Raw genomic sequence first — 22376 nt, 5'->3', positions numbered from 1 at the left:
TTCAGGTGCCGGAGAATCTGATCACGGCTGAAACAACTCACATCACTCCTGCGTTACTGCCACTGGCGAATCTGAGTCAGCAGGAAATTGATCAGGTGGTTGCCGGGGTTCCGGGCGGGGTCGGCAATGTGCAGGATATCTATGGTCTGTCGCCGTTGCAGGAAGGAATCCTTTTCCATCATCTGCTCAGTGAGCAAGGCGATACCTATCTGTTGTCTGCCATGCTGCAATTTGATAGTCGTACACGCCTTGATGCCTGGCTGTCGGCCATGCAGCTTGTTGTGGATCGTCACGATATCCTGCGTTCAGCCTTTCTCAGTCAGGGACTGTCTGAGCCGGTTCAGGTTGTATGGCGCAAAGCAACATTGCCTGTCCGCGAACTGGTACTGGATCCACAGGAGGGACCTGTGGCCGAACAGTTGATGGCGCAGTTTGACCCGCGCCATTCACGACTGGATCTGACACAGGCACCGCTCCTGAATCTGGTGATTGCAAAAGATGAACAGGGCCGATGGCTGATGCTGCAACAATGGCATCATATGATCGGCGATCACTCCACTTCAGCACTGATTGAAAGCGAAGTGGCAGCGATTCTGGACGGGAAAGCGGATTCGCTCGCGATTGCACCGCCATACCGGAATGTAATTGGTCAGACCCGTCTGGGGATGAGTCAGGATGCCCATGAAGCATTCTTCCGGGAAATGCTGGCAGATATCGAGGAACCCGTGCTGCCGTTTGAGCTGAGTAACGTTCGGGGCGACGGCAAAGCCATTGCAACAGCACATTGCGTTGTGCCGGCTGAACTCAATGCAGCACTGCGGGAGCAGGCCCGTCATCTCGGGGTGAGTCTGGCAAGTCTGTGTCATCTGGCCTGGGCGCAGGTTCTTTCCCGTGTGACAGACAAAGCTGCGGTGGTGTTTGGTACCGTCTTACTGGGTCGGATGCAGGCCGGTGAGGGGGCTGATCAGGCGATGGGTCTCTTTATCAATACGCTGCCATTGCGTCTGGATATCGATGATCAGGATGTTGTGTCTGCGGTACGCCAGGCGCATCAGCGCTTAAGTGGCCTGCTGCTGCATGAGCATGCACCACTGGCTCTGGCTCAGCGTTGCAGCGGTATGGCTGCAGGGGCGCCACTGTTCAGTGCCTTGCTGAATTACCGGCATAACATGGGGGATGAACTGGTTCTGCCTGAAGGCGTTTCTCTGTTGAGTGCTGAGGAGCGGACCAATTACCCGTTTGTGATGTCGGTGGAAGATGGCGGAGATTCACTGGGTCTGACGGCTCAGATTAGTCAGCCACTTGAAGCGGAACGAATCTGCAGTTATATGGTTCATGCACTGACGTCGCTGTCGCATGCATTGTCAGAAACACCGGCTTTGCCTGTGAGTTCACTGGAGATTCTGCCGGAGGCTGAATATCACCTGCAACTGGAAACCTGGAATCAGACAGTAACGGATTATCCGGCAGAGGATTGTGTTCATACCGTATTTGAACAGCAGGTCCGCAGACGGCCGAATGCGATTGCAGTCATTGATGGCCAGCAAAGGGTGAGTTATGCCGAACTGAATGGGATGGCAAACCAATTGGCGCATACGCTGATTGAACGGGGCGTTCAGCCCGGCGATCGTATTGCACTCAAGCTGGGCCGCAGTCTGGCACTGGTGGCTGCGCAACTGGCCGTTCTGAAAACAGGAGCGATGTTTGTTCCGGTGGATTCAAAACTGCCGGAAACGCGACAGGCCTGGATTCTCAGTGACAGTGGTGCCCGTCTTATCATCGCAGATAAGCCGGGGAATGATGCATTGCCGTATGTGTTCCCTGAAGAACGCAGCCAGCGGCGCGAGAATCCTGAGCTGGCTCTGCAAAGTACGAGCGCGGCTTATCTGATGTATACCTCGGGCTCAACCGGCCAGCCGAAAGGGGTCCTGGTGCCGCATCAGGGGATTACCCGTTTGGTCATCCACAACGGCTATGCAGATTTTGATGCATCGGAACGGATTGCTTTCTCATCGAACCCGGCCTTTGATGCCTCGACGATGGAAGTCTGGGCGCCGCTGTTGAATGGCGGTCAGATGGTGGTGATTCCGCAGGACGTTATCATGGATGCGAAGTTGCTTGCCCGGTCGCTGAAGGAACTTGAAATCACGACTTTGTTCCTGACGACAGCATTGTTCAACCAGTATGTTCACCTGATTGGCGAAGCTTTGTCACAGCTCCGGCATCTGATTTCCGGTGGGGAGAAAGAAGAACCATCGGCTTACGAGTGCCTGCTGAAACATCAGGGGCCTGTGAAAGTGATTCATGCTTATGGCCCGACGGAGGCAAGTGCGTATGCGACGACGGCTCATATTGAGCAAGTGAACGGCTGTGAACGGCTGCCGATTGGGAAGCCGGTTGGAAATACCCGGGTTTATGTGCTGAGCCAGCAGGGTAAGGTGGTTCCCCGGGGAGCGATAGGTGAACTGTATGTTGGAGGAGTGGGGGTGGCGCTTGGCTACCTGAACCGTCCGGCACTTACCGCTGAGCGTTTCCTGCCGGATCCATTTCACGCGGGCACAACCATGTATCGTACTGGGGATCTGGTCCGGTATCTGCCAGATGGCAGTCTGGAGTATCAGGGACGGAATGACGGGCAGGTGAAAATCAGGGGATTCCGGATTGAAATGGGTGAAATTGAAGCACAATTACTGTCACATCCTGCGGTTCGTGATGCGCTGGTGGATTTGCGAACACTGGGCGCTGAGCAACGTCTGGTAGCCTGGCTGACGCCAGGCGATGGTTTTAATAGTGATCGTGCAAAAACGCCGGAATCAGCTGAACTGAGGAAGTATCTGGCGGATCGTCTGCCGTCCTACATGCTGCCTTCAGCCTATATGTGGCTGGATCAATTGCCTCTGACACCAAACGGCAAGGTGGATCGTCGTGCATTGCCGAAGCCTGAAGGACTGACTGCAGTCAGTGATGACTATGTACCGCCAAGAAGCGAGACGGAAATGATCCTGGCACATATGTGGGGCGAGCTTCTGGGCATAGCGCAGGTCGGACGCCATGATCATTTCTTTGAGCTCGGCGGTCATTCATTGCTGGTGGTTCGTCAGGTGAGTATGGCGAAGCAGTACGGGCTGGAGATTTCGGTACAGGCAGTCTTCGACTATCCGGTGCTGTCGGATCTGGCTGAGTATCTTGACCGGAATCCGGGAGTGAAAGGCGCACGCAATGCTCTTCCCGCGCGCCGTGGCGGAACCCGTCAACCGCTGTTCTTTATGCCGACCGGTTTCGGGGATCATTCCTATGTGTATGAGTTCGCGAAGTCACTCCATGCGGATTATCCCGTGTATGCGGTGCCTTGGCCGGATATGTCAGCGCAGTTGCCGGAAAGTATGGCCATGATGGCGAAATCCTGTATCGAGATGATTCGTCAGGTGCAACCCAGCGGGCCGTATCATGTGTTCGGTTACTCCTCTGGGGGTGTGCTTGCGTATCAGGTGGCTGATATGCTGCAACGGGAAGGTGAACAGGTGGCATGTTTGGGACTGCTTGACACCATGCGGCCTCAGGTTGCGATGGCAAGTATGACGCATCTGTTCATGAGCTGGCTGGAGAGTGAATATCCTGAACTGGGAATGGTTCTGATGGACAGTCTGCGGGAAATGCCGTTGCAGCAAGTACTGATGACGTTGCAGAAGATGGGGGTTCGTACGCTGCTGGAAGACCCGCAACAGGAACTGTCGTTGTGGGAACGGCGCTATCACTTTGCGACGCTGGTGGAAGAGACTGTCATTACACCTTCTGGCCTGCCGGTACACCTGCTGAAAGCGAAGGAGGAAATGCCGCCGATCCGCAGTCAGGCGCTGGCTGAGTACTGGGCGCGGATTCAACCGTCAGGTTACAGCCGGAAGGATGATTCTGCATTGGGCTGGGAGCAGTATCTGCCTGCTGATTCACTGAATGTCACGCTGGTGGATGGCGATCATGCCAGCATGATGTCAGATTCAGATAACCGTCGCCGGTTAGGTGAGTGTCTGAATGTTCTGTTGCAGAAGATAGCAACGGAGGAGAACAGCACCCGATAACGAAGCGGGATATTATGTAAAAAAATCCGGTGCCTGATTGGGCACCGGATTTATTTTTTCTTGCAGATGTTACCGAAGTCGCTTTTCCCGTTTCGGAAACCGCTGTCAGCTCAGTAGTTTAGTGGCTTCCCGGCGATCGCCGCCGACAGGGCGGTTGACCGAAATGGATCGGCCTTTTTTCATGCCTTTTTCGTAGTCATCCGTGATGCCTTTCATTGCTTCCTGAAGTTGTTGTTTGAACGTCTCACGATCCAGGTTTTCAAATTCACGATCGATGTAGTTGCTCATGCGCTTGTCATGATCATCATCGGTGTTCAGAACGGGTAATTTTTCTAATGCCCCTTCAATCCAGCCTGCCAGGAAAGAAGAGACCCGGCGCGTGACTTCGGTCTGACTGGCACCTGTCCCGGCAAAACTGTTGCGGAACTGGCCGGTTTGCTGGTTCATTTCCCGGTAAACCACATCAAAGGCAAACGCGGCAAAAATTGCCCGCTCGGCGACACCGATAAACTCGGCCTGCTTCAATCCTTTGTAATTGGTCAATACACACTCGACACCAAAGCGCCGGTTGATGCCACGGATGATTTTCAGGATCTGCTGGCTGATGTCTGTTGGTAACAGCGTTGCTGATTTTGTTTTACCCATCTGGATAAATTCAATGTCATCTTTCTCAAGGCCATACTTCAGCATCAGACGATGCGCCATCTTGATGGCCTGTGCTGCTTCATTGACATTGGCTGAGTTACCTAATTCGAGGCATTTGGCGATTTTTTTCAGCGCCTTTCGCTTCTGTTCAGACATCCATACCACTCACATTCAAAAAACGGTCACGTATTTTAGCGTGTTCGGTACGGGAATGGCAAAAAACAAAGTTGTAATTAATTTGCGGTTCAGACAAATGAGTGACTTACCTTGTACCGGTTACCGATGATACGCATAATAAAACGGACCTGATGCAAAGAGAGCCTGCAGAATCATGACTATCCAGTCGATCGATGTCCCTTTTGAGTTTCGCCATACCTGCTGGTTTTGCGGTGAGCCTTATTATGAGAGCTTTATTTTCCGGCCTGAACCGGACTATGCAGGCGATCTGCCGGTCAAAGTCCCTTGTTGTGAAGAATGCTATGGTTTGTGTACCCGGACGAAAGCGAGCGGGCTGGATTTATTACGCGATCGGGTGAAAGCAAGGCTTCACCGTAAGTATCAGAAACATTTGCAGATTGGTGCGCACTGGACAAAGGAAGAACTGGAAGACTCAGAAATGGAAGGCAAAGCCTTTGAAGGCTTTAAGGAAAGTGCCTGGAAGATGTTTGAGATTGCCAGAGAACGCGTGAACTATACCGGGTGGCCGCTGGCGATTGATGGTCAGCCTGTTGGTCAGGTCAGTCAGGCATTTCAGGTGGAATATAATGGTATCGTCTATCCGAATCTGGTTCAGGCTGTAGAACAGTTAGCCAAAACTTATGCGATTCCGCAAGAGTACCTGGAACAAACAGTTGAGCTGGTTGGCCGCCATCAGCTGGGATTTGCCATTCGTTTCTGTAAGACAACCCATGGTTACTCCGAAACGCAACAGGCGGCGAGTCTGGCCAGTTTGCGGGAAAGGCTCGCAGAAGAAGAAAGCCATGTGCAATCGGCGGTGCGTCTGGCTCAAGAACCGAAGGGGATTGATGTCGCGCTTAAGTCGATTGAGCCTCAGATTTTGCATCGCACGGAAGTGTCCCCCTATGCCGTGCAATGGGCATTGCGTCACGGTGTGAGTACACTGGCACAATTAGCCGAGCGAGAAGATGCCTTTTTCGCTTATTTCAGCCAGGATTCTGAGCTGACGGCGGTTCTGTATTTTACAGGGCTTCAAGTGTACCTCGAAAAACGGGCATTGGATCCGCAATGGGCCGAAACTCAGGATCCGAATCGTCAGTGGTTCCATCGCTTAAATCAGCAGTCGAATTGATCAACCAGTTCAGAAAAGAAAAAGGCCGGTCATCCCGGCCTTTATTGTTATTTACGGTGTCTGTGGCTGATGATGGCTTGCCCAGACCACGGTATTACCATCCTGATCAAATGCGACGACATCGTATGGCATTTTCTGATCATTGTATTCCATTCCCGGTGACCCCATCGGCATCCCCGCGACGGCCAAACCTTTCAGATTGGCAGGCTTTTCTGCCAGGAACCGTTTGATGTCCTGGGCCGGAACGTGGCCTTCAAAGACATACCCCTGAATTTTTGCTGTATGGCAGGAGGCGTACTCAGGACGAATGCCATTCGCTTGCTTAATCGGATGCAGGTTATTTTCGAAGGTCATTTTGATATCAAATCCATTGTCATTCATGTGTTTGACCCAGCCCTTGCAACAACCACAGGACGGAGACTGATAATTTGTGCCTTCAATCACCTCTGCTGCGACAGAGGACAAGCTCATCATGAGCAGAGCAGCGGATAAGAGTTGATGTGCTTTTTTCATGTTTATTTCCTTGATTCACTTCTGATGCACAGCCTGATCGGGCTGGCGAAAACGATATTCCTCCCGGCTAGAGTCAGTCTGAACCAGACAAAACCAGACAAGAGGACGGATTTATTCGTTCAGGAGCGAATCGGGGGTCTTAAACGTGTGGCAACCGGTTCATCCCAGTACCCGGATGCATAGGCATGAAATGAAATCCCAGATGTCAGCATCAAGGGGAACAGGGGGGATACCGGCATAAAGAGTGACGTGTGACACGAAGACTGACAGTGTTGTTCACAATTCACGGCATGGAGACTTTCACGGCAGGTGCGCTGTTCGCCTTCCGTCATGCCATCACAACAGTCTGACTGTGTCATCTCAATCGCGGGGTTCATACAGCCATCGAGCAGATCTTCACCAGCGATTGTCAGGGCGACACTCAGGCTGCTCCAGGGCAAAAACAGCAAACAAAGGATAACAATCATGACCCTTCTTAAGCTTGAATTCTGCTGATTGCGCGTCTGTGAGAGCATGGCGTTTGGTATGAAATCCCTGACGAAATATGAACTCAAAGCAGTATAACCGGATTGCAGAAAGCTTTCATAATCAAAATCAAGACAAGGTGAGTTTTCTAACTTGCTGAAATTGTGTGGAATGAACGAAACCCAGATTTCATGCGGCTCTGCGAGATTCTTATTTGGAACAAGCCTAACGTTTTTCTGACATTTTACCGGATGCTTTAGGCTTTAATTGCGATGAATTGACATTTTTTGCGCTAGGAACGGGTATGCAATACACAGAAGAAGACAGAAAAGTCCTGTATGAAACATGGATGAGTTACAAGGCGAAGATGCGGGTGACACAAATTGAAATGGCGAAAAAGCTGGGTGTCAGTCAGTTGTTTTTCTCCGACATTTTGAGGGGCAGTTTGCCGCTGGAACATCGTTTCGTCAGTCAGTTTTGTCAGTATATGGGGGTTGATCCGGTGTTGACGATTCCTTCTTTGCGGGAACAAATTGGCGGCACATTACCGAATACGGTGACGCTGACCAATACCTATATTGTTGATGGTAATATTAAAAATGTGCGTTATAGTGGCAATCAAATTGTTGTTGAATATGAACATAACGTGACAACGCACTGATTGGCTCAGACAATTTGTCATGATCGGAATACATCGGCCCTTGTCACAGACAGGGGCTTTTTTTATCCGGATTACAAGGAGTAAAAATGAAAATTGGCATCATCGGGCTGGGCGATATCGCTCAGAAAGCTTATTTGCCTGTGATCACGCAATGGCCGGGTATTGAGCTGGCTTTTTGTACCCGAAATTCAGGGGTGCTGAAGCAGCTTGCTCAGACCCATCGTATTCATGATGCAGTGACGGACTACCGCGAGCTGGCGGGGCTGGGAGTTGATGGTGTGATGATCCACAGCGCGACGGCCTCTCATTTTGAAATCGCACAGTTTTTTCTGAATCAAGGGATTCCGGTCTTTGTCGATAAGCCGCTGAGTGACACTTACGCGGAATGTGAATCCTTGTATAACCTTGCAGAAACGAAGCAATTGCCTTTGTTTATGGGATTTAACCGGCGATATCTGCCTCTGATTCAACCTCATCTGAGCGAAAAGGTAATGCAAGAGCAGTTGCTGGAGATACGCTGGCAGAAACACCGGCTGAATCAGCCCGGAGATGTCCGGACTTTTGTATTTGATGACTTTATCCATCCGCTTGATAGCGTCAATCTGAAAGGAAATGTCCAGGCAGAAGATCTTCAGGTGATCACTCAGCAATTGCATGGGAAGTTAGCCAGACTGGACGTCGCATGGCAGATTGATCAAACCATTCATCAGGCATCAATGAACCGGATTAATGGTGTCACTGCAGAGCAGGTGACCCTAAACTTTGAAAATCAGACTCTCCATTTTGATTCACTGGCGACCGGGACCGGCTGGACTGATGGCGCAGAAAGCAAACTGACGTTGCCGGACTGGACGCCAATGCTTGAGAGTAAAGGTTTTACCGCGATGATTGCGCATTGGCTGGATGTTGTTTCACATGGAAGGATGGATCAAACGCTGATTCAGAGAAACCTGAATTCTCATTATCTTGCTGAAATGATTTGCAAGAAGCTGGGGCAGTGATCCTGACTTTTTCCGAATCAGTCAAATTACTTATCAATCAAATTCCCTGGGCCGATGGAATCAACATCGGCTCATTTGTTTTGTACTCAAACCGACTTGGTGATCACAAGTAAAATTTTGGCATCAGAATTTAATTGGTGGATTTCTGTACGACTGAAGGTTTTTTAGGAATGGCGGGCTAAAAATCACACAGGTTCGTTGGAATTACAGAAAATAAGCTGTTAGTGTGCGTCCCCTCACACAACTAGTGAGTAATTTATGCATACCACCAAACAACCAGGGGCTGATAAATTAATTTCAGTTCTAACGATTGGCTTCCTGAGCCTGTTCCTGATCGCGGCAATCGCGGATCTGTCCTGGGTATCTTCAGCGATTCAAACACTCTTTGGTCAAGCGACCACCGCATTTGGACATTTCTGGCAATGGTTTATGTTGCTGAACTTTATCCTCGCGGTTGTGCTGGCTCTGCTGCCATTGGGCCAGGTCAGACTCGGGAATTCCCTGAAACCAGAAATCGGTCAGTTCAGATGGACAGCAATGATTATGTGCACATTGCTGGCTGGTGGCGGGGTGTTCTGGTCGGCAGCTGAACCCATTTATCATTTTGTGACCACGCCACCTGTTTTTGAGGGAGTCCAAGCGGGGCAGGCAGAAGCGGTTGCCCCGGCACTAAGTCAAAGTTTTCTGCACTGGGGATTTCTTGCCTGGGCTGTGCTGGGAACACTGGCGACGATTGTGCTGATGTATGCGCATCATCAAAAGGGTATTCAGTTGCGTCCCAGAGCATTACTTTATCCGTTGCTGGGAGACCGGCTGGAGAATCATTGGATTGGATCTGTGATTGATGCCTGTTCGATCATTGCAGTTGCAGCGGGGACCATTGGGCCGATTGGTTTTCTGGCTTCGCAACTGGGGTACAGCTTGCATGTGGTTGCCGGACTGGATGACTCGGTGATGACGCAAGTCGGTTTATTGGCGGTTGTCGTCACCATCTATTCTCTGTCGGCGGCAACAGGTATGGACAAAGGTTTGCAGTGGCTCAGCCGGTTTAATGTCATCGTCGCTGTTTTCCTGTTGGCTGTGATGCTGGTGACCGGTCCTACCGGATTTATTTTTGAACAATTCTCACAGGCAATGTCTGTGTACATTCAACATTTGCCTCAGATGAGTCTGACTCAGACTTCCCCTGACTGGAACGCATGGTGGACCTGGTTTTTCTGGGGGTGGTTTATCGGATTTGCACCGATGATGGCGATTTTTATTGCCCGTATTTCAGTCGGCCGCAGTATTCGTGAGCTGGTGATGACGGTTGCGATTGGTGCCCCTCTGGTGACGCACTTCTGGTTTTCCGTGTTGGGTGGTTCAGGGATTTATTTTGAGCTGACGCAACCAGGTGCAATCTCTGGTCCACTGAATGAAGGGGGATTGCCTGCAGTATTGCTGGCGACACTGGCGCAGTTACCTTTCAGTGACTGGTTAATTCCGGCATTCCTGGTACTGACGACGACTTTTGTCGTGACAACCGGTGATTCAATGGCCTATGCCATTGCGATGGTGACTTCAGGGAAGAATGAACCTGCGGCCAGCCACAGATTGTTCTGGGCAATTGCTATGGGATGTGTTGCCGCTGTGCTGCTGATGGCCGGTGATGGCGGATTAAACGCACTCCAGTCTTTCATCGTGATTACAGCGGTGCCGGTTTCTTTCCTGATGGTTCTGACATTACTGACGGGTCCGCAGGCCGCAGTGCGGCTTTATCGTGAAAAACATCAGTCTGTGAACTCTGTGAACAAAGAAGCGCAATGCGCAAATCTTCGTTGATTTAGTGTGTTACATAAAATAAGCCCTCCGTTTCTGGAGGGCTTTTTGTTTATACTCGGTTTTTATGTTTTCGGTTGCTTGTCTGTATCGCGTGGTGGTAGCGGCCAATCTGTTTCGCTTTTGCACGTTTCTCCGCAATGGATGCAGAGTTGAATGCAATTTCTCTGTTCAGTTTGTGGTAGTTCCGCAGCCGTCGCTCATCCAGATCACCATTGTCAATGGCTTCCTGTACCGCACAGCCGGGTTCCTGACGATGTGAACAGTCGCTGAACCGGCATGTTTCCGCAAGTGCTTCAATATCATTAAACGTTACGGAAAGACCTTCACTGCAGTCTGCCAGCTGAAGCTCTCGCATACCCGGTGTATCCAGAAGCAAACCGCCCTCAGCCATAAGATGCAGGGAACGGGCTGTTGTCGTGTGACGTCCCTTACTGTCATCTTCACGAATTCTTCCCGTTAACTGGGCGTTTGCAGATAACAGTGTATTGACCAGTGTTGATTTACCGGCGCCAGATGAACCGAGAAAAGCGACTGTTTTTCCTTTGCCGCACCAGGCTGACAATTTGGCAACGCTGTCCGGATCAAGTCCATTCACGGCTTCAACCAGGAGCATGCTGTCAAGCTGACGGACTTGTTCCATGAATGGTGCCGGGTCTTCAACACAGTCGGCTTTCGACAGCACGATGACAGGCTCAACACCGGATTGATGCGCTAAAGCAAGATAACGTTCAATTCGGCTCAGATTGAAATCTTGATTGAGTGAACAGACGATAAATACAGTATCGACATTGCTGGCAATCAGTTGCTCAGCCACCTTACTGCCGGCAGCTTTTCGCTGAAAGCGCGAATAACGATCAAGTAAGCGCATATAGGCGTTGGTTTCTGAAACTAAAAGCCAGTCTCCCACGGCGAGTGCCGGCATTGCCGGTAGCATGGGCAGCGATAACAGGCCTTGTTCGGTAAGAACATCAATACGGCTCTTATGGACGGCACTGACACGTGCAGGTTTACATGTTTCCCATTCTTGCAGGGAAAGTTGTTGTTGAAAGTAAGGTTTCCAGCCCAGTTCCTGTAAAGCGTATATGGGTTGAGAAATAAGTGTTGTCATGATGTGTTGACCCCTGACGCAAAGCGCCATTGTCTGAAATTAGAAATTATTCAGGGGCAATACGGCCCCGGTTAGAATGAACCGGGCAAGACAAGCGGGAAGGGCAGAAGCGGAGTGGGTTTCAGTGGACTCTTTCGCTTACTGACTCTTTACCATGTTCTGTGCCCGGCGGGTTTTGAATACAATCATCGTGTGTCCTTCATTTTGTGGGATAAGTGACGGGAATTTAGCAGGGAAAGACAAAAGTGTCCAGAATTGAGCAAGACAATCTGGACACCTGAGTCTGATAAAACGAATTATGCAGCCAGGTATGCGGCTTTACGGGCATTAAAGCGATCAACCAGATCGTTAATGTCTTCCTGAGAATATGGTTTCAGGCCGCTCATCAGCATTTTCTTTCTGCCTTCGCCAACCACTTCACCATTTTCTTTAAAGCTGAAGGCTAGTGTGACGCTGCCACGCTTGCCGTCGGTTTCGATGATGGAGTCAGTCAGTTCGACTTGAGGAGCATCCAGATCCAGACGTGAAAATTCTAACTCCATGCTTTCGTAGATCACCAGTGGACGGACAGGGTTGATCATCACCTGTTCAGACTCCATGAGTGGCACCATGATATGCGGAAAGTTCATCCCGGAGAATTTCACATAGTTTTGGGTGACTGTTTCGATCAGTTTTGTATTGTGGGTAATCTCACCATCACGGATCACATGCAGGTATTCTTTTCCTTTGTCGTCGACCAGTGACAGATCGGTTGCTGACTTGGTGTTGATAGTCAGTGCGATACCATCGGTGATCATTCCGGCAAATTCCACACGCATCTTCTGGCTTAATCCAGTTTTTGCCAGCATCACGGAAAAGAGCAGGTCGCCAGGAACACAAAAGCGCTTGTTGTCAGCATCGTGAATCGGGTTAAAGTCACCGGCAACTCTTTTGGCAAAGTGGCTGGCTTGTTCACGAGAAAAAGAATAACTACCGTTTTGTTCAGCGAAGTAAGAATTTAGAAACATTGAGTTGGAACTACCTTAGATCATCGTAATCCGGGTAGTTTAACCGATAATTTCAGAGCAAATGGTCTAGCCAGATGGTGAATGTGTCAGAAAAAAGACATTTCTCCGAAGTTACCACAAAAGTGATGCAACTGATGACATACTCATGTATGATTCCCGACCATTTGGGGAATGTTCTCCATCCTTGATCTGGACGTGTAGAAGAGGCCAGAGACTATAAGCGGTAGGGAAACTGCATTCGAAAGGGTGCTCAGCTTTATCTGAGGCTGAGCACCCTATCATTTCTCATTTCATTTTCTTTTTTGTCCGAACGCGAGACTTCCTGTTTCAAACAAGCATTAAAAATAATCCGGCGACCAGAATGCAGGCGGCAGCAATTTCAATTCTGCCAATTAACCCGAATGTACTGGGGACAATCATTTCGTCGTGATGATTCATGGACATACCCTCCTGCTATTTTATCGTTGTTCTATTCTGTCCTGTGACTGTTCTCCCTCCAGACAGCACAGCTTTTCTTTTATTTTCAGTATAGTCCAGGAATGTAAGAACATATTTGACACGAAAGAAAAACAAATTTGCAACACTGAATCAATTCATATAAGTGACTTCTGTTGATCACCACAAACGTCAGTCCTGTGTCTATACTCACTGAAAACAGCACAATAAAGTACCAATCGTGGTGAAAAAATGACAATTTCCTTGTTAATTCTCGGTGGCCTGATCCAGGCGGTTGCTGTCTACATCGCGTTTTTTTCTCAGTTTTCAGGGCATCTGTATATCGCGACGATCCTCATGGTTGTCGCCCTGAGTAGTCTGATGGCAATCCGGAGCCTGATCGCCCCGGTTTGCTTGCTTGCAGGCGTGATTGTCGGTCTGGCTTTATCTCATAACCAAACGGATATTAAACTTCTGAATCAAGTCGGCAGTGTGCTGAAATCTGCTGCTGAACCTGACTGGAATGTCATTCAGAATGGGACAGTTACCAGCGAGGCAATGACCAGTGAGACATTCACGAGTGAAGGGTCACCGAAGTAACCCTTCCGCATCATGAAAATATGTGGCTTTAGCTGATGATTCAGAGACTTCTCAACTAGGGGATTGGAATCAACAAGCGCTGACCTGCATGGATTTTGCTGCTCGCCAGTTGATTGATTTGTTTGAGGGTGCCGATTGAAGTGTTGTTCAGTGTCGCCAGCTGGTAAAGCGAGTCACCCGGCTCAATATGATGAATGCTGTACTTTTGTTTGATGTATTGCAAGACGTCTGACTGCTGATAAAAGTGCTCCAGTTGCTTGCGTGGTATCAGCAAAGTGCTTTCTTCGCGCTGGAGCGTCAGCCCTGCAGCATAAGCCGGATTGAACAGGCTCAGCGTCTTTCCGGACATACCGGCATCTTCAGCAATCTGCTTCAGCGGCATTTGGTGTGTGACTGTGATTGTTGTCATGACCCGTCTGTTGGGAATGAAGGCGAGTGGCATACTGAACTGATGCTGTTCCTTTAGTAGCTGGCTGAGTGCGAGTAACTTCGGAACGTAATGTGCTGTTTCTTTCGGGAGATCTAATGCCCAGAAATCTGTTGGTTTACCCAGTTTCTTATTTTGTCGTATCGCTTTACGTACCCGGCTTTCTCCGCTGTTATAGGCAGCAATTGCATGAAGCCAGTTACCGTTGAATCTGTCATACAGATATTCAAGCAAATCCAGTGCGGCGTTGGTTGATGCCACAATATCCAGCCGTCCGTCATATTCATTGTTGATTCGAAGGCCAAAAGATTTTCCGGTTGCTCTGGTCATTTGCCAAAGTCCTGCTGCGCCCTGATGTGAGTATGCGTAAGGGTCAAACGCGCTTTCAATAAAAGGCAATAAAGCTAATTCAACCGGCAAGTGTCGTGCTTTGACATTCTCATACAGATAATAGAGAAAAGGCTCGGCGCGTTGGGAGACTGTTTTAATGTGCAAAGGGCGTTGCAGGTACCAGTTCCGGTAGTATTTGACACGACGGTCATTGGGGACGTTGATGTTGCTCTCTCTTGCAAATCTGTCCCATAAACTGGCTTCTTTCATCAACGATAATTCGGGCAGGGAAGGTGGGGTGTAATCTGCGGGCAAACCCGTCGCAAGATAGCGTCCTTCAATCACATCGTGATTGATCTGACAATGCGCATGATTCAGGGCCAATTGCAGTAAGGTTTGTTCTTCTTGATTCACTGTTTCTGTGTTTGTCACTGACAAGCTTTCGCACCCGGTCAGTAACTGGAATGACAACACTAACAACGGCATCGCATATTTCATAACAGACCTGCTTACCTAGTTCACATTGAGCCAGCATTTTTTTGTGGAACTTTTCAGGTATAGCAAGACAGCTTTATGCAAACTGTCTGAGTTTTGATACGGTTGTTGTATTTCTTTGCGGAGGATGTGGGAATGAAAAGTACAAATGATTGGGCTGCTTTCATTGACCAGCACCTTTTGAGCCAGCCTGGTGCAGTGATTGATTATCCATTTGGGCCTGAGCCAACGGTTTATAAAGTGGCCGGGAAGATGTTTGCCTGGGTTGCTGTGAGGGAAAATATCCCCGTTCTGACCGTGAAGGCAACGCCGGCAGATGTGGAATTTCTGGTGGGAGAGTTCCCCTCAATTACCCCTGGGTATCATATGAATAAGAGACACTGGATAACGGTTCGTATGGATGGTCAGATCCAGTCTGGCATGTTAGAGCAGCTTGCTTCAGCATCCTATCAACTGGTTGTCAGCGGATTAAGTAAAGCGCAGCAAAACACGTTGAAATTGAAGTAAGCATCAACGCCACACTCAGTGGCGTTGATTCAGAGGGGAAAATCTTCAGAAGTAGAATCGTGTACCGAAAATAAACCGGGTGAAACTGTCTTCCACACCGTCTTTGGTCACATTGATATCATCTGTTGCGATGTTGTAGTTCACTTCAGCACTGAGAGCAACGTGTTGATTAATGAAATATTTCAGGCCAGCAGCCAGTTTGATATTCAAGGCGGTGACATCTTCGATATCAAAATCGACATCTTCATCAGCATTTGCAGACAAGTTTGCAACCTGAGCTGCAGCACCTAAGTAGGGTACCCAATCGGTGGAGTTGGTAAAGTTGTACTCAGTGAACATACCAATCTGGAATGTTTTCATACTGTCACTCATATTGACATCCAGTACGCCACCCAGCTCCCAATCGTTAGTCAGGAAGTATCCGTAAGAGGTATTTAAAATGAACAGGTAATCATCAATGTAATCAAGGTCCAAACTACCTTGTAAACCAAACTCTTGCGTACCTTTTTCCAGGGTTACTGCAAGTGCAGCCGGGCTGGCTAACATCGTTGAGACCAATAATGCCAATGCTTTTTGTTTCATTTTTATCACTCCATTGTTTTGTGATACTTCAGAAGCATAGACGAGAGCTCAAAATCTTGCTGAGGTTGTGAAAACTTTTCTCAATTAAGCTCAAAGCTTTGTTAGGGAATGATTCTGTTGATTTCACAAGTATATTCAGAGCATTGGTTGCCACGTTGCGGATTTTTTGAGCTGTCTTGGGAAAAATAACGCGGTCTGAATTGTAAGAATTTTGATCTGCATCTAATGCACTATAACTTGTGAGTGGTATTAAAATTCAACACACTAAAACATTGCATTCATACAATATGCTCTCACTATAAGACCATGGTCTGATAGGAAGGGAGTTATATTCGTTGTCAGTCGATGGTATAACTGAAAGAAAAATGAACAAAGGCAAGGAAAGATGCATTTTCCCTATCGAAACATTGTCATTCTCACTGGAGCAGGGATTTCGGCTGAGTCTGGCATCAAAACTTTTCGGGATCAGGACGGACTTTGGGAAAACCACCGTATTGAAGATGTTGCAACTCCGGAAGGTTACCAGAAAGACCCGGTTTTAGTTCAGTCATTTTATAACCAACGCCGCAGGCAGTTAGAAAGCGGAACGGTAAAGCCAAATGCGGCTCATATCGCGCTTGCACGTCTGGAACAAGAGCTGGATGGCAAGGTTACGGTTGTGACGCAAAATATTGATAATCTGCATGAACTGGCTGGTAGTCATCAAGTTATTCACATGCATGGTGAATTATTGAAGGCTCAGTGTAGTCAGAGTGGGCAGACGATTGACTGGAGCGGCGATATTTCTTTGGATGATTGCTGCCACTGTTGTCAGATTCCGGCACCTTTACGACCAAATGTGGTTTGGTTTGGTGAAATGCCGCAAGGTATGGATAAGATTTATGCCGCGTTGACTGAAGCTGATCTCTTTATTGCCATCGGAACATCTGGCTCTGTATATCCGGCAGCCGGATTTGTACATGAGGCTGCAATGCATGGTGCTCATACCATCGAGTTAAATCTGGAACCGAGTATTATCGAGAGTGAGTTTGAGGAAAAGCGCTACGGGCCCGCATCTCAAATTGTGCCGCAGCTGGTTGAAGAGTTACTGGCAGCTGATTCTGTTTAACCTGACAAAAAAGGCGCCGTTTTCGGCGCCTTAAACCTTACTGACCAGCTTTCAGCTTCTGGAAGTATTCTTCATAGAGGGTGACAGCATCACCGACACTGTCTTGCCATTCACCGGCATCCAGCACTTCCTGTGGCGGGTAAACACTAGGGTTGTCGACAAAGGATTTCGGCAGTTTGTCTTTTGCTGCTGCGACCGGGGTCGGATAACCGATTTCAAGCGCAATTTTCGCCGCATTTTCTGGCTTGAGCAGAAAGTCGATCATTTTATGGGCTGCTTCAATATTCTTCGCACCAGCCGGAATCGCCAGGCTGTCCATCCAGAAGATCGCGCCTTCTTTCGGCCAGATGATTTCAATGGGTGCACCTTCCTGGCGAGCCATATAGGCTGAACCATTCCACAGCATACCTAGAGAGGTTTCGCCGGCCATATATGGGTTTGCCGGAAAATCTGAGTTAAAAAGCAATACGTTTGGCATCAGCTTTTTCAACTCTTCATATGCTGCTTTAATTTCTTCCGGATTCTTGGTATTGGCTGAGTAGCCCAGCTTACGTAATGCGATATGGAAGAACTCACGCGCATCGTCCATCATCATCAGCTGGCCTTGCCATTTGCTGTCCCAGAAATTACTCCAGCCTTTGATTTCGTCCTTATTGACCGTATCAGTATTCACACCGATGCCGGTTGCACCCCAAATGTAGGGGATAGAGTAGTCGTTATTCGGATCAAAAGGCTTATTCAGGAAGTTTGAATCCAGGTCTTTAAAATGACTCAGCTTTGATTTGTCAATCTTGTGCAGCATGCCTTCATCACGCATCTTAGAGACGTAATAAGTGGAAGGCACAACCAGATCATAGCCAGAACCATAGGTCTTCAATTTTGCGTACATTGATTCATTCGACTCGTAGGTCGAGTAAATCACTTTGATACCGGTTTCTTTGGTAAAGTCTTCCAGCACGTCAGCCGGGATATACTCAGACCAATTATAGAAATACAGTTCATTGTCTGCTGCCAGCGCCGCACTGGAAACAAGCGACATGGCGAACACACCGCCGGTCATCATTGAAGACCATTTATTCATTTTTTTACTCCTAACTTCAGAAGCCTTGCTGAGGCTATCCGGTCGCTATAGCAATGCCCACCTCTCTTGCGGACAAGTGATGTCAAATACGTTGACGGGTGCATGTCAGAAGGGCACGGGTGCCGTTTCTAACGTGTGGAATTCATTCAAGAATCAGTGGGAGAGTATAGCAGAGGGGGGGCGGAAAAAGGCAACCAATGTGGTTTGGTTGCCTAAAGAAAGTACTTATTGGCCAGCTTTCAGTTTCAGGAAGTTTTCCTCGTACAGAATATTGGCATCGCCGACGGCGTTTTGGAACTCGCCGCGATCCAGTTCTTCCTGTGGCGGGAATAATGTCGGGTTGTCTTTATACTTCGCATTTGAAGCAGCAACACCCGTCAGGTAACCGGTTTCTTCTGAAATTTTTGCGGCAACATCCGGGCGCAGCAGGAAGTCGATCATCTTGTGCGCAGCGTCCACGTTTTTCGCGTTGCTGGTAATCGACAGGTTGTCTACCCAGTAAATACCACCTTCTTTTGGCCATACTAATTGAATTGGCAGTCCTTCACGCTGCGCAGCAGCCGCTGAACCATTCCAAAGCATGCCTAAGCCAACTTCACCGGCCATATATGGCGCAGCTGGGTTGTCAGAGTTGAAGACCAGAACATTTGGCATCAGCTCTTTCAGTTTTTCGTAAGCTTCGTTGATCTGTTTAGGATCGGTTGTATTGCCTGAGTAACCAAGAATCTTCAATGCGATGTGATGCACTTCACGGGTGTCATCCATCAGCATCAACTGACCACGGTATTTCGGATCCCACAGGTCTTCCCAGCTGTCAAAATCAGCAGGGTTATACATTTCAGTGTTAACCGCAAGCCCAGTGATCCCCAGAACATGAGGGATAGAGTACTCATTGTTCGGGTCAAATGGCTTGTTCAGATAGTTCTTATCAAGGTTTTTGAAGTTCGTCAGTTTCGATTTGTCGATCTTCTGCAGCATGCCTTCATCGCGCATTTTGGCAACGAAGTAAGTTGATGGCACCACCAGATCGTAACCTTCCGGGTGTGCTTTCAGTTTGGCATACATGGTTTCGTTCGACTCATAAGTCGAATAGATGACTTTAATGCCCGTTTCTTTAGTGAACTGTTCACGTAATTCCGTTGAGATATACGGACCCCAGTTCATAAAGACTAATTCTTCATTGGCTGCATTGACACTACCGGATACCAGTGTAGCGGCACATGCGGCGCTGGCCAGAAACGCGGACCACTTCTTCATTGATGTGATAACTCCAAAATCCCTGATGGGATGGTTAATAAAACAGAGAATCAATCGACTGACTCTCTGCGTAAACGGCCAGGCAGAAATCTACCTGGCCGTGTTTCTTGCCTGATTATCGGGCAGAAAAGAAGAAACGCAACTTATTTTAATTTATCGCGGGTAATGACCTGTGAAAGTACAACCATGCTCAGCGAAATGATTAGCATGACAGTTGCTAACGCATTGACTTCAGGGGAAATTCCAACTTTAACCATTGAATAAATTTTCAATGGCAGAATTTCATAAGTCGGGCCGGTCACAAACGAACTGACAATGACATCATCGAGTGACAGGGTAAAGCTCAGCAACCACCCGGCCAATACAGCCGGTTTTGCTAACGGCAAAATAATTTGCTTCAGGATGACCCATTCACTGGCTCCCAAATCACGCGCCGCTTCCAGCATCTTGACATCAAAGCCCTTCAGGCGGCTGTATACAGTAACCACCACAAATGGCAGACAGAAGGTGATGTGGGAGAGCAACAGCGTGAGGAAACCCAGCTTTGCACCCATCAGGATAAAAAGTGCCAGCAGGGAAATGGCCATCACGATATCTGGTGACATCATCACCACAAAGAGCATGCCATTGACGAAACCTTTGCCTTTGAACTGGTAGCGGAACAGGGCAACGGCAGTCAGACTGCCGATGATCGCTGCAGCGGTTGCAGAAAACACCGCGATATTGAGCGAGTGCCAGGCTGCTTGCATCAGACTGTCGTTATTGACCAGCTGCTCATACCATTTCGTCGTAAAGCCGCCCCATTTCATCCCAAACTTGCTGGCATTGAATGAGTTCACTATCAGAATAATGATCGGGATATACAAGAAGGCGTATACCACAGACATCAAGCTGAATTTAAAAATACGTCCCACGATTATTCCAGCTCCACTTTACGGTTGAGTAGCTTGCCAGCACGATAGTAGGCATACAGCAAGACGGCCATGGACAAGGTGAGGGCAATGCTTGTCGCTGCACCAAATGGCCAGTCACGGGCATTCAGTACCTGGCTCTTAATCACGTTACCAATCAGCAGGTTTTTCGCGCCGCCCAGCAGATCGGAAATATAGAACATTCCCATTGCCGGCAGGAATACCAGCAGGCAGCCTGCAATCACGCCCGGCATTGTCAAAGGTGCGATGACCTTGATGAAGGTTTGAACTTTATTTGCGCCCAGATCCCGCGCCGCTTCAATATAGGTGTGATCCAGCTTTTCGATTGCAGAATACAGGGGCAGAACCATGAAAGGTAACAGGATATAGACCAGGCCAACCATGACCGCATACTCTGTGTACATAATGCGAAGTGGCTTATCGATGATTCCGATAGCCATCAGGCTGCTGTTGAACACGCCCTGAGTTCCTAACATGAGTTTCAGGCCGTACGTTCGGATCAGCGAGTTTGTCCAAAAGGGGACAATGACCAGAAACAGCATGACAGGACGCCATTTCTGCGGCATTTTCGCAATGCAGTACGCAAACGGATAGCCCACCAGCAGGCAGAGAATTGTTGCCATGCCGGCCATGTAGAACGAATGCAGCATCACCTGTGCATACAGGGGATCAAACAAACGGACATAGTTTTCCAGCGTGAAGGTCAGATCAATCAGATTGGCATCGTCACGGGTCAGAAAACTGGTGCTGATAATCATCAGGTTCGGAATGAAAACGAACAGCAGCAGCCATCCGACAATCACCGAAATGATGATGTTTTGCAGATTAAGCTTTTTCGTCATCAGTCAGTACCACTTCCCAACTTTCAACCCAGGTGATCGCGACTTTCTGATCCAAGGAGTGGTCTACATCCGGATCATCTTCGTTAAAGAATTCACTGACCATGACCGATTTGCCGGTTTCGATTTCAACCACTGAATCCAGAGTCATCCCTTTATAGGTACGTTCACGAACGTGACCCATCAGGCCCCAGGATTCTTCGTTCTCGTTGATTTCTTCCAGGCGAATATCTTCCGGACGAAGCAAAACTTTCAGTGCATCGTCTTTGTTGACGTTCAGGTCACAATGAATCACGGCTTCACGACCTTCGACGGTCGCTTTGATACGCTTCTCATCAATACGCTCAATGACCGTTGCATCAAAGACGTTGATTTCACCGATGAAGCGGGCAACAAACAGGTTGCTCGGCTCTTCATAGATTTCACGGGGAGTGCCGTCTTGTTCGATCTTACCGTCACGCATCACAATAATGCGGTCAGACATCGACAGGGCTTCTTCCTGATCGTGAGTCACGAAAATGAAGGTGATACCCAAACGACGCTGAAGTTGTTTCAGTTCCAGCTGCATCTGTTTCCGGAGTTTATAATCCAGAGCAGAAAGCGATTCATCCAGCAGCAGTACCTTCGGCTTATTGACCACAGCACGGGCGATAGCAACCCGTTGCTGCTGTCCGCCAGATAACTGATGCGGTTTGCGCGGGGCAAATTGATCCAGCTGGACCATCTGCAACGCTTCCATCACACGTGGCTTGATGTCTTTTTCAGGCACTTTCTGCATCCGCAGGCCAAATGCAACGTTGTCAAACACAGTCATATGTGGAAACAGGGCGTAACTCTGAAATACCGTGTTGACATGACGCTGTTCGGCTTGAACCTGTGTCACATCTTGTCCAGCAATCAGAATCTGGCCCTCGTCAGCATCTTCGAAGCCTGCAATCAGACGCAGGACCGTGGTTTTCCCACAGCCGGATGGTCCAAGAATAGTTAAGAACTCGCCGTCGTTAACGTTGAGGTTTAACCCGGTAATAATTTGTTTACCGTCAAAGCTCTTACTGAGCTCTTTCAGTTGAATAACCGATTCTTTGGATGTGATGTTTGTGTTCAACTCTACCTTGTCTCCACATCGTTTCATGCAACTACATGCTGCACAAATAAGGTCTATTTCAGGAGGCGGATA

The 22376-nt window shown here is 48.7% G+C and carries 20 protein-coding genes; 8 read left to right on the top strand and 12 right to left on the bottom strand.

What is annotated here, in order from left to right; translation table 11 throughout:
* Positions 1 to 5 precede the first annotated feature (5 nt).
* A complete protein-coding gene (locus SPK40_RS22975; protein ID WP_442957553.1) occupies positions 6 to 4076 on the top strand; it encodes a non-ribosomal peptide synthetase in 4071 nt (1356 codons plus the stop codon).
* 105 nt (positions 4077 to 4181) lie between these two features.
* Here the strand turns inward: SPK40_RS22975 and SPK40_RS04200 are convergent, their stop codons facing one another.
* On the bottom strand, positions 4182 to 4877 hold the full coding sequence (locus tag SPK40_RS04200; protein ID WP_248140352.1) for a DUF2786 domain-containing protein: 696 nt from the start codon (positions 4875 to 4877) through the stop codon (positions 4182 to 4184).
* A gap of 175 nt (positions 4878 to 5052) precedes the next feature.
* Here SPK40_RS04200 and SPK40_RS04195 point away from each other — a divergent pair, with 175 nt between their 5' ends.
* The gene (locus tag SPK40_RS04195; RefSeq protein ID WP_248140351.1) at positions 5053 to 6030 is read left to right on the top strand and encodes a hypothetical protein; all 978 of its coding nucleotides are present in this window, start codon (positions 5053 to 5055) and stop codon (positions 6028 to 6030) included.
* 51 nt (positions 6031 to 6081) lie between these two features.
* On the opposite strand, the gene SPK40_RS04190 is transcribed toward SPK40_RS04195, so the two are convergent.
* Both SPK40_RS04190 and SPK40_RS04185 read right to left on the bottom strand, forming a co-directional pair.
* A complete protein-coding gene (locus tag SPK40_RS04190; RefSeq protein WP_330959532.1) occupies positions 6082 to 6543 on the bottom strand; it encodes a DUF411 domain-containing protein in 462 nt (153 codons plus the stop codon).
* Positions 6544 to 6662: 119 nt separating this feature from the next.
* Complete coding sequence (locus tag SPK40_RS04185) at positions 6663 to 7010, bottom strand: hypothetical protein (protein ID WP_330959531.1); 348 nt, start codon at positions 7008 to 7010, stop codon at positions 6663 to 6665.
* Between the two features lie 302 nt (positions 7011 to 7312).
* Between SPK40_RS04185 and SPK40_RS04180 the strand changes: the two genes are divergently transcribed.
* The 3 genes from SPK40_RS04180 (at position 7313) to SPK40_RS04170 (ending at position 10491) form a co-directional block, all read left to right on the top strand.
* Complete coding sequence (locus SPK40_RS04180) at positions 7313 to 7669, top strand: helix-turn-helix domain-containing protein (protein ID WP_036752068.1); 357 nt, start codon at positions 7313 to 7315, stop codon at positions 7667 to 7669.
* An 86-nt stretch (positions 7670 to 7755) separates the two neighbouring features.
* Positions 7756 to 8670 (top strand): Gfo/Idh/MocA family protein, encoded by a 915-nt coding sequence (locus SPK40_RS04175; RefSeq protein WP_330959530.1) that lies wholly within the window; start codon positions 7756 to 7758, stop codon positions 8668 to 8670.
* Positions 8671 to 8928: 258 nt separating this feature from the next.
* Positions 8929 to 10491 carry a BCCT family transporter gene (locus SPK40_RS04170; protein ID WP_330959529.1) on the top strand — a complete coding sequence of 521 codons (1563 nt, stop codon included), beginning with the start codon at positions 8929 to 8931 and terminating at the stop codon, positions 10489 to 10491.
* A gap of 49 nt (positions 10492 to 10540) precedes the next feature.
* Here SPK40_RS04170 and rsgA read toward each other — a convergent pair whose 3' ends face one another.
* Both rsgA and SPK40_RS04160 read right to left on the bottom strand, forming a co-directional pair.
* On the bottom strand, positions 10541 to 11599 hold the full coding sequence (gene rsgA / locus SPK40_RS04165) for a ribosome small subunit-dependent GTPase A (RefSeq protein ID WP_330959528.1): 1059 nt from the start codon (positions 11597 to 11599) through the stop codon (positions 10541 to 10543).
* Positions 11600 to 11895: 296 nt separating this feature from the next.
* Positions 11896 to 12606: a DUF3581 domain-containing protein gene (locus SPK40_RS04160; protein WP_248140345.1), complete on the bottom strand. Its 711-nt coding sequence runs from the start codon at positions 12604 to 12606 to the stop codon at positions 11896 to 11898.
* Positions 12607 to 13293: 687 nt separating this feature from the next.
* Between SPK40_RS04160 and SPK40_RS04155 the strand changes: the two genes are divergently transcribed.
* On the top strand, positions 13294 to 13641 hold the full coding sequence (locus SPK40_RS04155; RefSeq protein ID WP_248140344.1) for a hypothetical protein: 348 nt from the start codon (positions 13294 to 13296) through the stop codon (positions 13639 to 13641).
* Positions 13642 to 13696: 55 nt separating this feature from the next.
* Here the strand turns inward: SPK40_RS04155 and SPK40_RS04150 are convergent, their stop codons facing one another.
* Positions 13697 to 14896, bottom strand: a complete 1200-nt coding sequence (locus SPK40_RS04150) for a transglycosylase SLT domain-containing protein (protein WP_330959527.1) — start codon at positions 14894 to 14896, stop codon at positions 13697 to 13699.
* 132 nt (positions 14897 to 15028) lie between these two features.
* On the opposite strand from SPK40_RS04150, the gene SPK40_RS04145 reads away from it, so the two are divergent.
* Entirely contained in the window at positions 15029 to 15400 is a 372-nt protein-coding gene (locus SPK40_RS04145; protein ID WP_248140342.1) for an MmcQ/YjbR family DNA-binding protein, read from the top strand.
* A 45-nt stretch (positions 15401 to 15445) separates the two neighbouring features.
* Here SPK40_RS04145 and SPK40_RS04140 read toward each other — a convergent pair whose 3' ends face one another.
* Complete coding sequence (locus tag SPK40_RS04140; protein ID WP_248140341.1) at positions 15446 to 15982, bottom strand: outer membrane beta-barrel protein; 537 nt, start codon at positions 15980 to 15982, stop codon at positions 15446 to 15448.
* A 385-nt stretch (positions 15983 to 16367) separates the two neighbouring features.
* Between SPK40_RS04140 and cobB the strand changes: the two genes are divergently transcribed.
* Positions 16368 to 17090, top strand: a complete 723-nt coding sequence (gene cobB, locus SPK40_RS04135) for a Sir2 family NAD+-dependent deacetylase (RefSeq protein ID WP_248140340.1) — start codon at positions 16368 to 16370, stop codon at positions 17088 to 17090.
* A 37-nt stretch (positions 17091 to 17127) separates the two neighbouring features.
* Here cobB and SPK40_RS04130 read toward each other — a convergent pair whose 3' ends face one another.
* From SPK40_RS04130 to potA, 5 genes are all read right to left on the bottom strand, one after another.
* On the bottom strand, positions 17128 to 18153 hold the full coding sequence (locus tag SPK40_RS04130) for an extracellular solute-binding protein (RefSeq protein WP_442957552.1): 1026 nt from the start codon (positions 18151 to 18153) through the stop codon (positions 17128 to 17130).
* Positions 18154 to 18396: 243 nt separating this feature from the next.
* Positions 18397 to 19428, bottom strand: coding sequence for an extracellular solute-binding protein (locus tag SPK40_RS04125; protein WP_248140339.1), 1032 nt, complete (start codon positions 19426 to 19428; stop codon positions 18397 to 18399).
* Positions 19429 to 19571: 143 nt separating this feature from the next.
* Entirely contained in the window at positions 19572 to 20342 is a 771-nt protein-coding gene (gene potC, locus SPK40_RS04120; protein WP_248140338.1) for a spermidine/putrescine ABC transporter permease PotC, read from the bottom strand.
* 2 nt (positions 20343 to 20344) lie between these two features.
* Positions 20345 to 21202: a spermidine/putrescine ABC transporter permease PotB gene (potB, locus tag SPK40_RS04115; protein WP_248140337.1), complete on the bottom strand. Its 858-nt coding sequence runs from the start codon at positions 21200 to 21202 to the stop codon at positions 20345 to 20347.
* Positions 21186 to 22304 carry a spermidine/putrescine ABC transporter ATP-binding protein PotA gene (gene potA / locus SPK40_RS04110; protein WP_330959526.1) on the bottom strand — a complete coding sequence of 373 codons (1119 nt, stop codon included), beginning with the start codon at positions 22302 to 22304 and terminating at the stop codon, positions 21186 to 21188. The genes potB and potA overlap by 17 nt, the downstream gene beginning before the upstream one ends.
* Positions 22305 to 22376: the final 72 nt, after the last annotated feature.

The sequence above is a fragment of the Photobacterium sp. 53610 genome (assembly GCF_036409375.1).
GTDB lineage: Bacteria > Pseudomonadota > Gammaproteobacteria > Enterobacterales > Vibrionaceae > Photobacterium.
The sequence above is the reverse complement of the archived record's forward strand: the minus strand, read 5'-3'. Positions and strand labels throughout refer to the sequence as shown.

Coding starts and splice junctions, on each gene's coding strand:
- SPK40_RS04145 (WP_248140342.1), top strand. CDS start 15,029: ATGAAAAGTACAAATGATTGGGCTGCTTTCATTGACCAGCACCTTTTG.
- SPK40_RS04160 (WP_248140345.1), bottom strand. CDS start 12,606: ATGTTTCTAAATTCTTACTTCGCTGAACAAAACGGTAGTTATTCTTTT.
- rsgA (WP_330959528.1), bottom strand. CDS start 11,599: ATGACAACACTTATTTCTCAACCCATATACGCTTTACAGGAACTGGGC.
- SPK40_RS04200 (WP_248140352.1), bottom strand. CDS start 4,877: ATGTCTGAACAGAAGCGAAAGGCGCTGAAAAAAATCGCCAAATGCCTC.
- cobB (WP_248140340.1), top strand. CDS start 16,368: ATGCATTTTCCCTATCGAAACATTGTCATTCTCACTGGAGCAGGGATT.
- SPK40_RS04185 (WP_330959531.1), bottom strand. CDS start 7,010: ATGATTGTTATCCTTTGTTTGCTGTTTTTGCCCTGGAGCAGCCTGAGT.
- SPK40_RS04140 (WP_248140341.1), bottom strand. CDS start 15,982: ATGAAACAAAAAGCATTGGCATTATTGGTCTCAACGATGTTAGCCAGC.
- SPK40_RS04130 (WP_442957552.1), bottom strand. CDS start 18,153: ATGATGACCGGCGGTGTGTTCGCCATGTCGCTTGTTTCCAGTGCGGCG.
- potB (WP_248140337.1), bottom strand. CDS start 21,202: ATGACGAAAAAGCTTAATCTGCAAAACATCATCATTTCGGTGATTGTC.
- SPK40_RS04190 (WP_330959532.1), bottom strand. CDS start 6,543: ATGAAAAAAGCACATCAACTCTTATCCGCTGCTCTGCTCATGATGAGC.
- SPK40_RS04155 (WP_248140344.1), top strand. CDS start 13,294: ATGACAATTTCCTTGTTAATTCTCGGTGGCCTGATCCAGGCGGTTGCT.
- SPK40_RS04150 (WP_330959527.1), bottom strand. CDS start 14,896: ATGAAATATGCGATGCCGTTGTTAGTGTTGTCATTCCAGTTACTGACC.
- SPK40_RS04175 (WP_330959530.1), top strand. CDS start 7,756: ATGAAAATTGGCATCATCGGGCTGGGCGATATCGCTCAGAAAGCTTAT.
- SPK40_RS04125 (WP_248140339.1), bottom strand. CDS start 19,428: ATGAAGAAGTGGTCCGCGTTTCTGGCCAGCGCCGCATGTGCCGCTACA.
- SPK40_RS04180 (WP_036752068.1), top strand. CDS start 7,313: ATGCAATACACAGAAGAAGACAGAAAAGTCCTGTATGAAACATGGATG.
- SPK40_RS04195 (WP_248140351.1), top strand. CDS start 5,053: ATGACTATCCAGTCGATCGATGTCCCTTTTGAGTTTCGCCATACCTGC.
- SPK40_RS04170 (WP_330959529.1), top strand. CDS start 8,929: ATGCATACCACCAAACAACCAGGGGCTGATAAATTAATTTCAGTTCTA.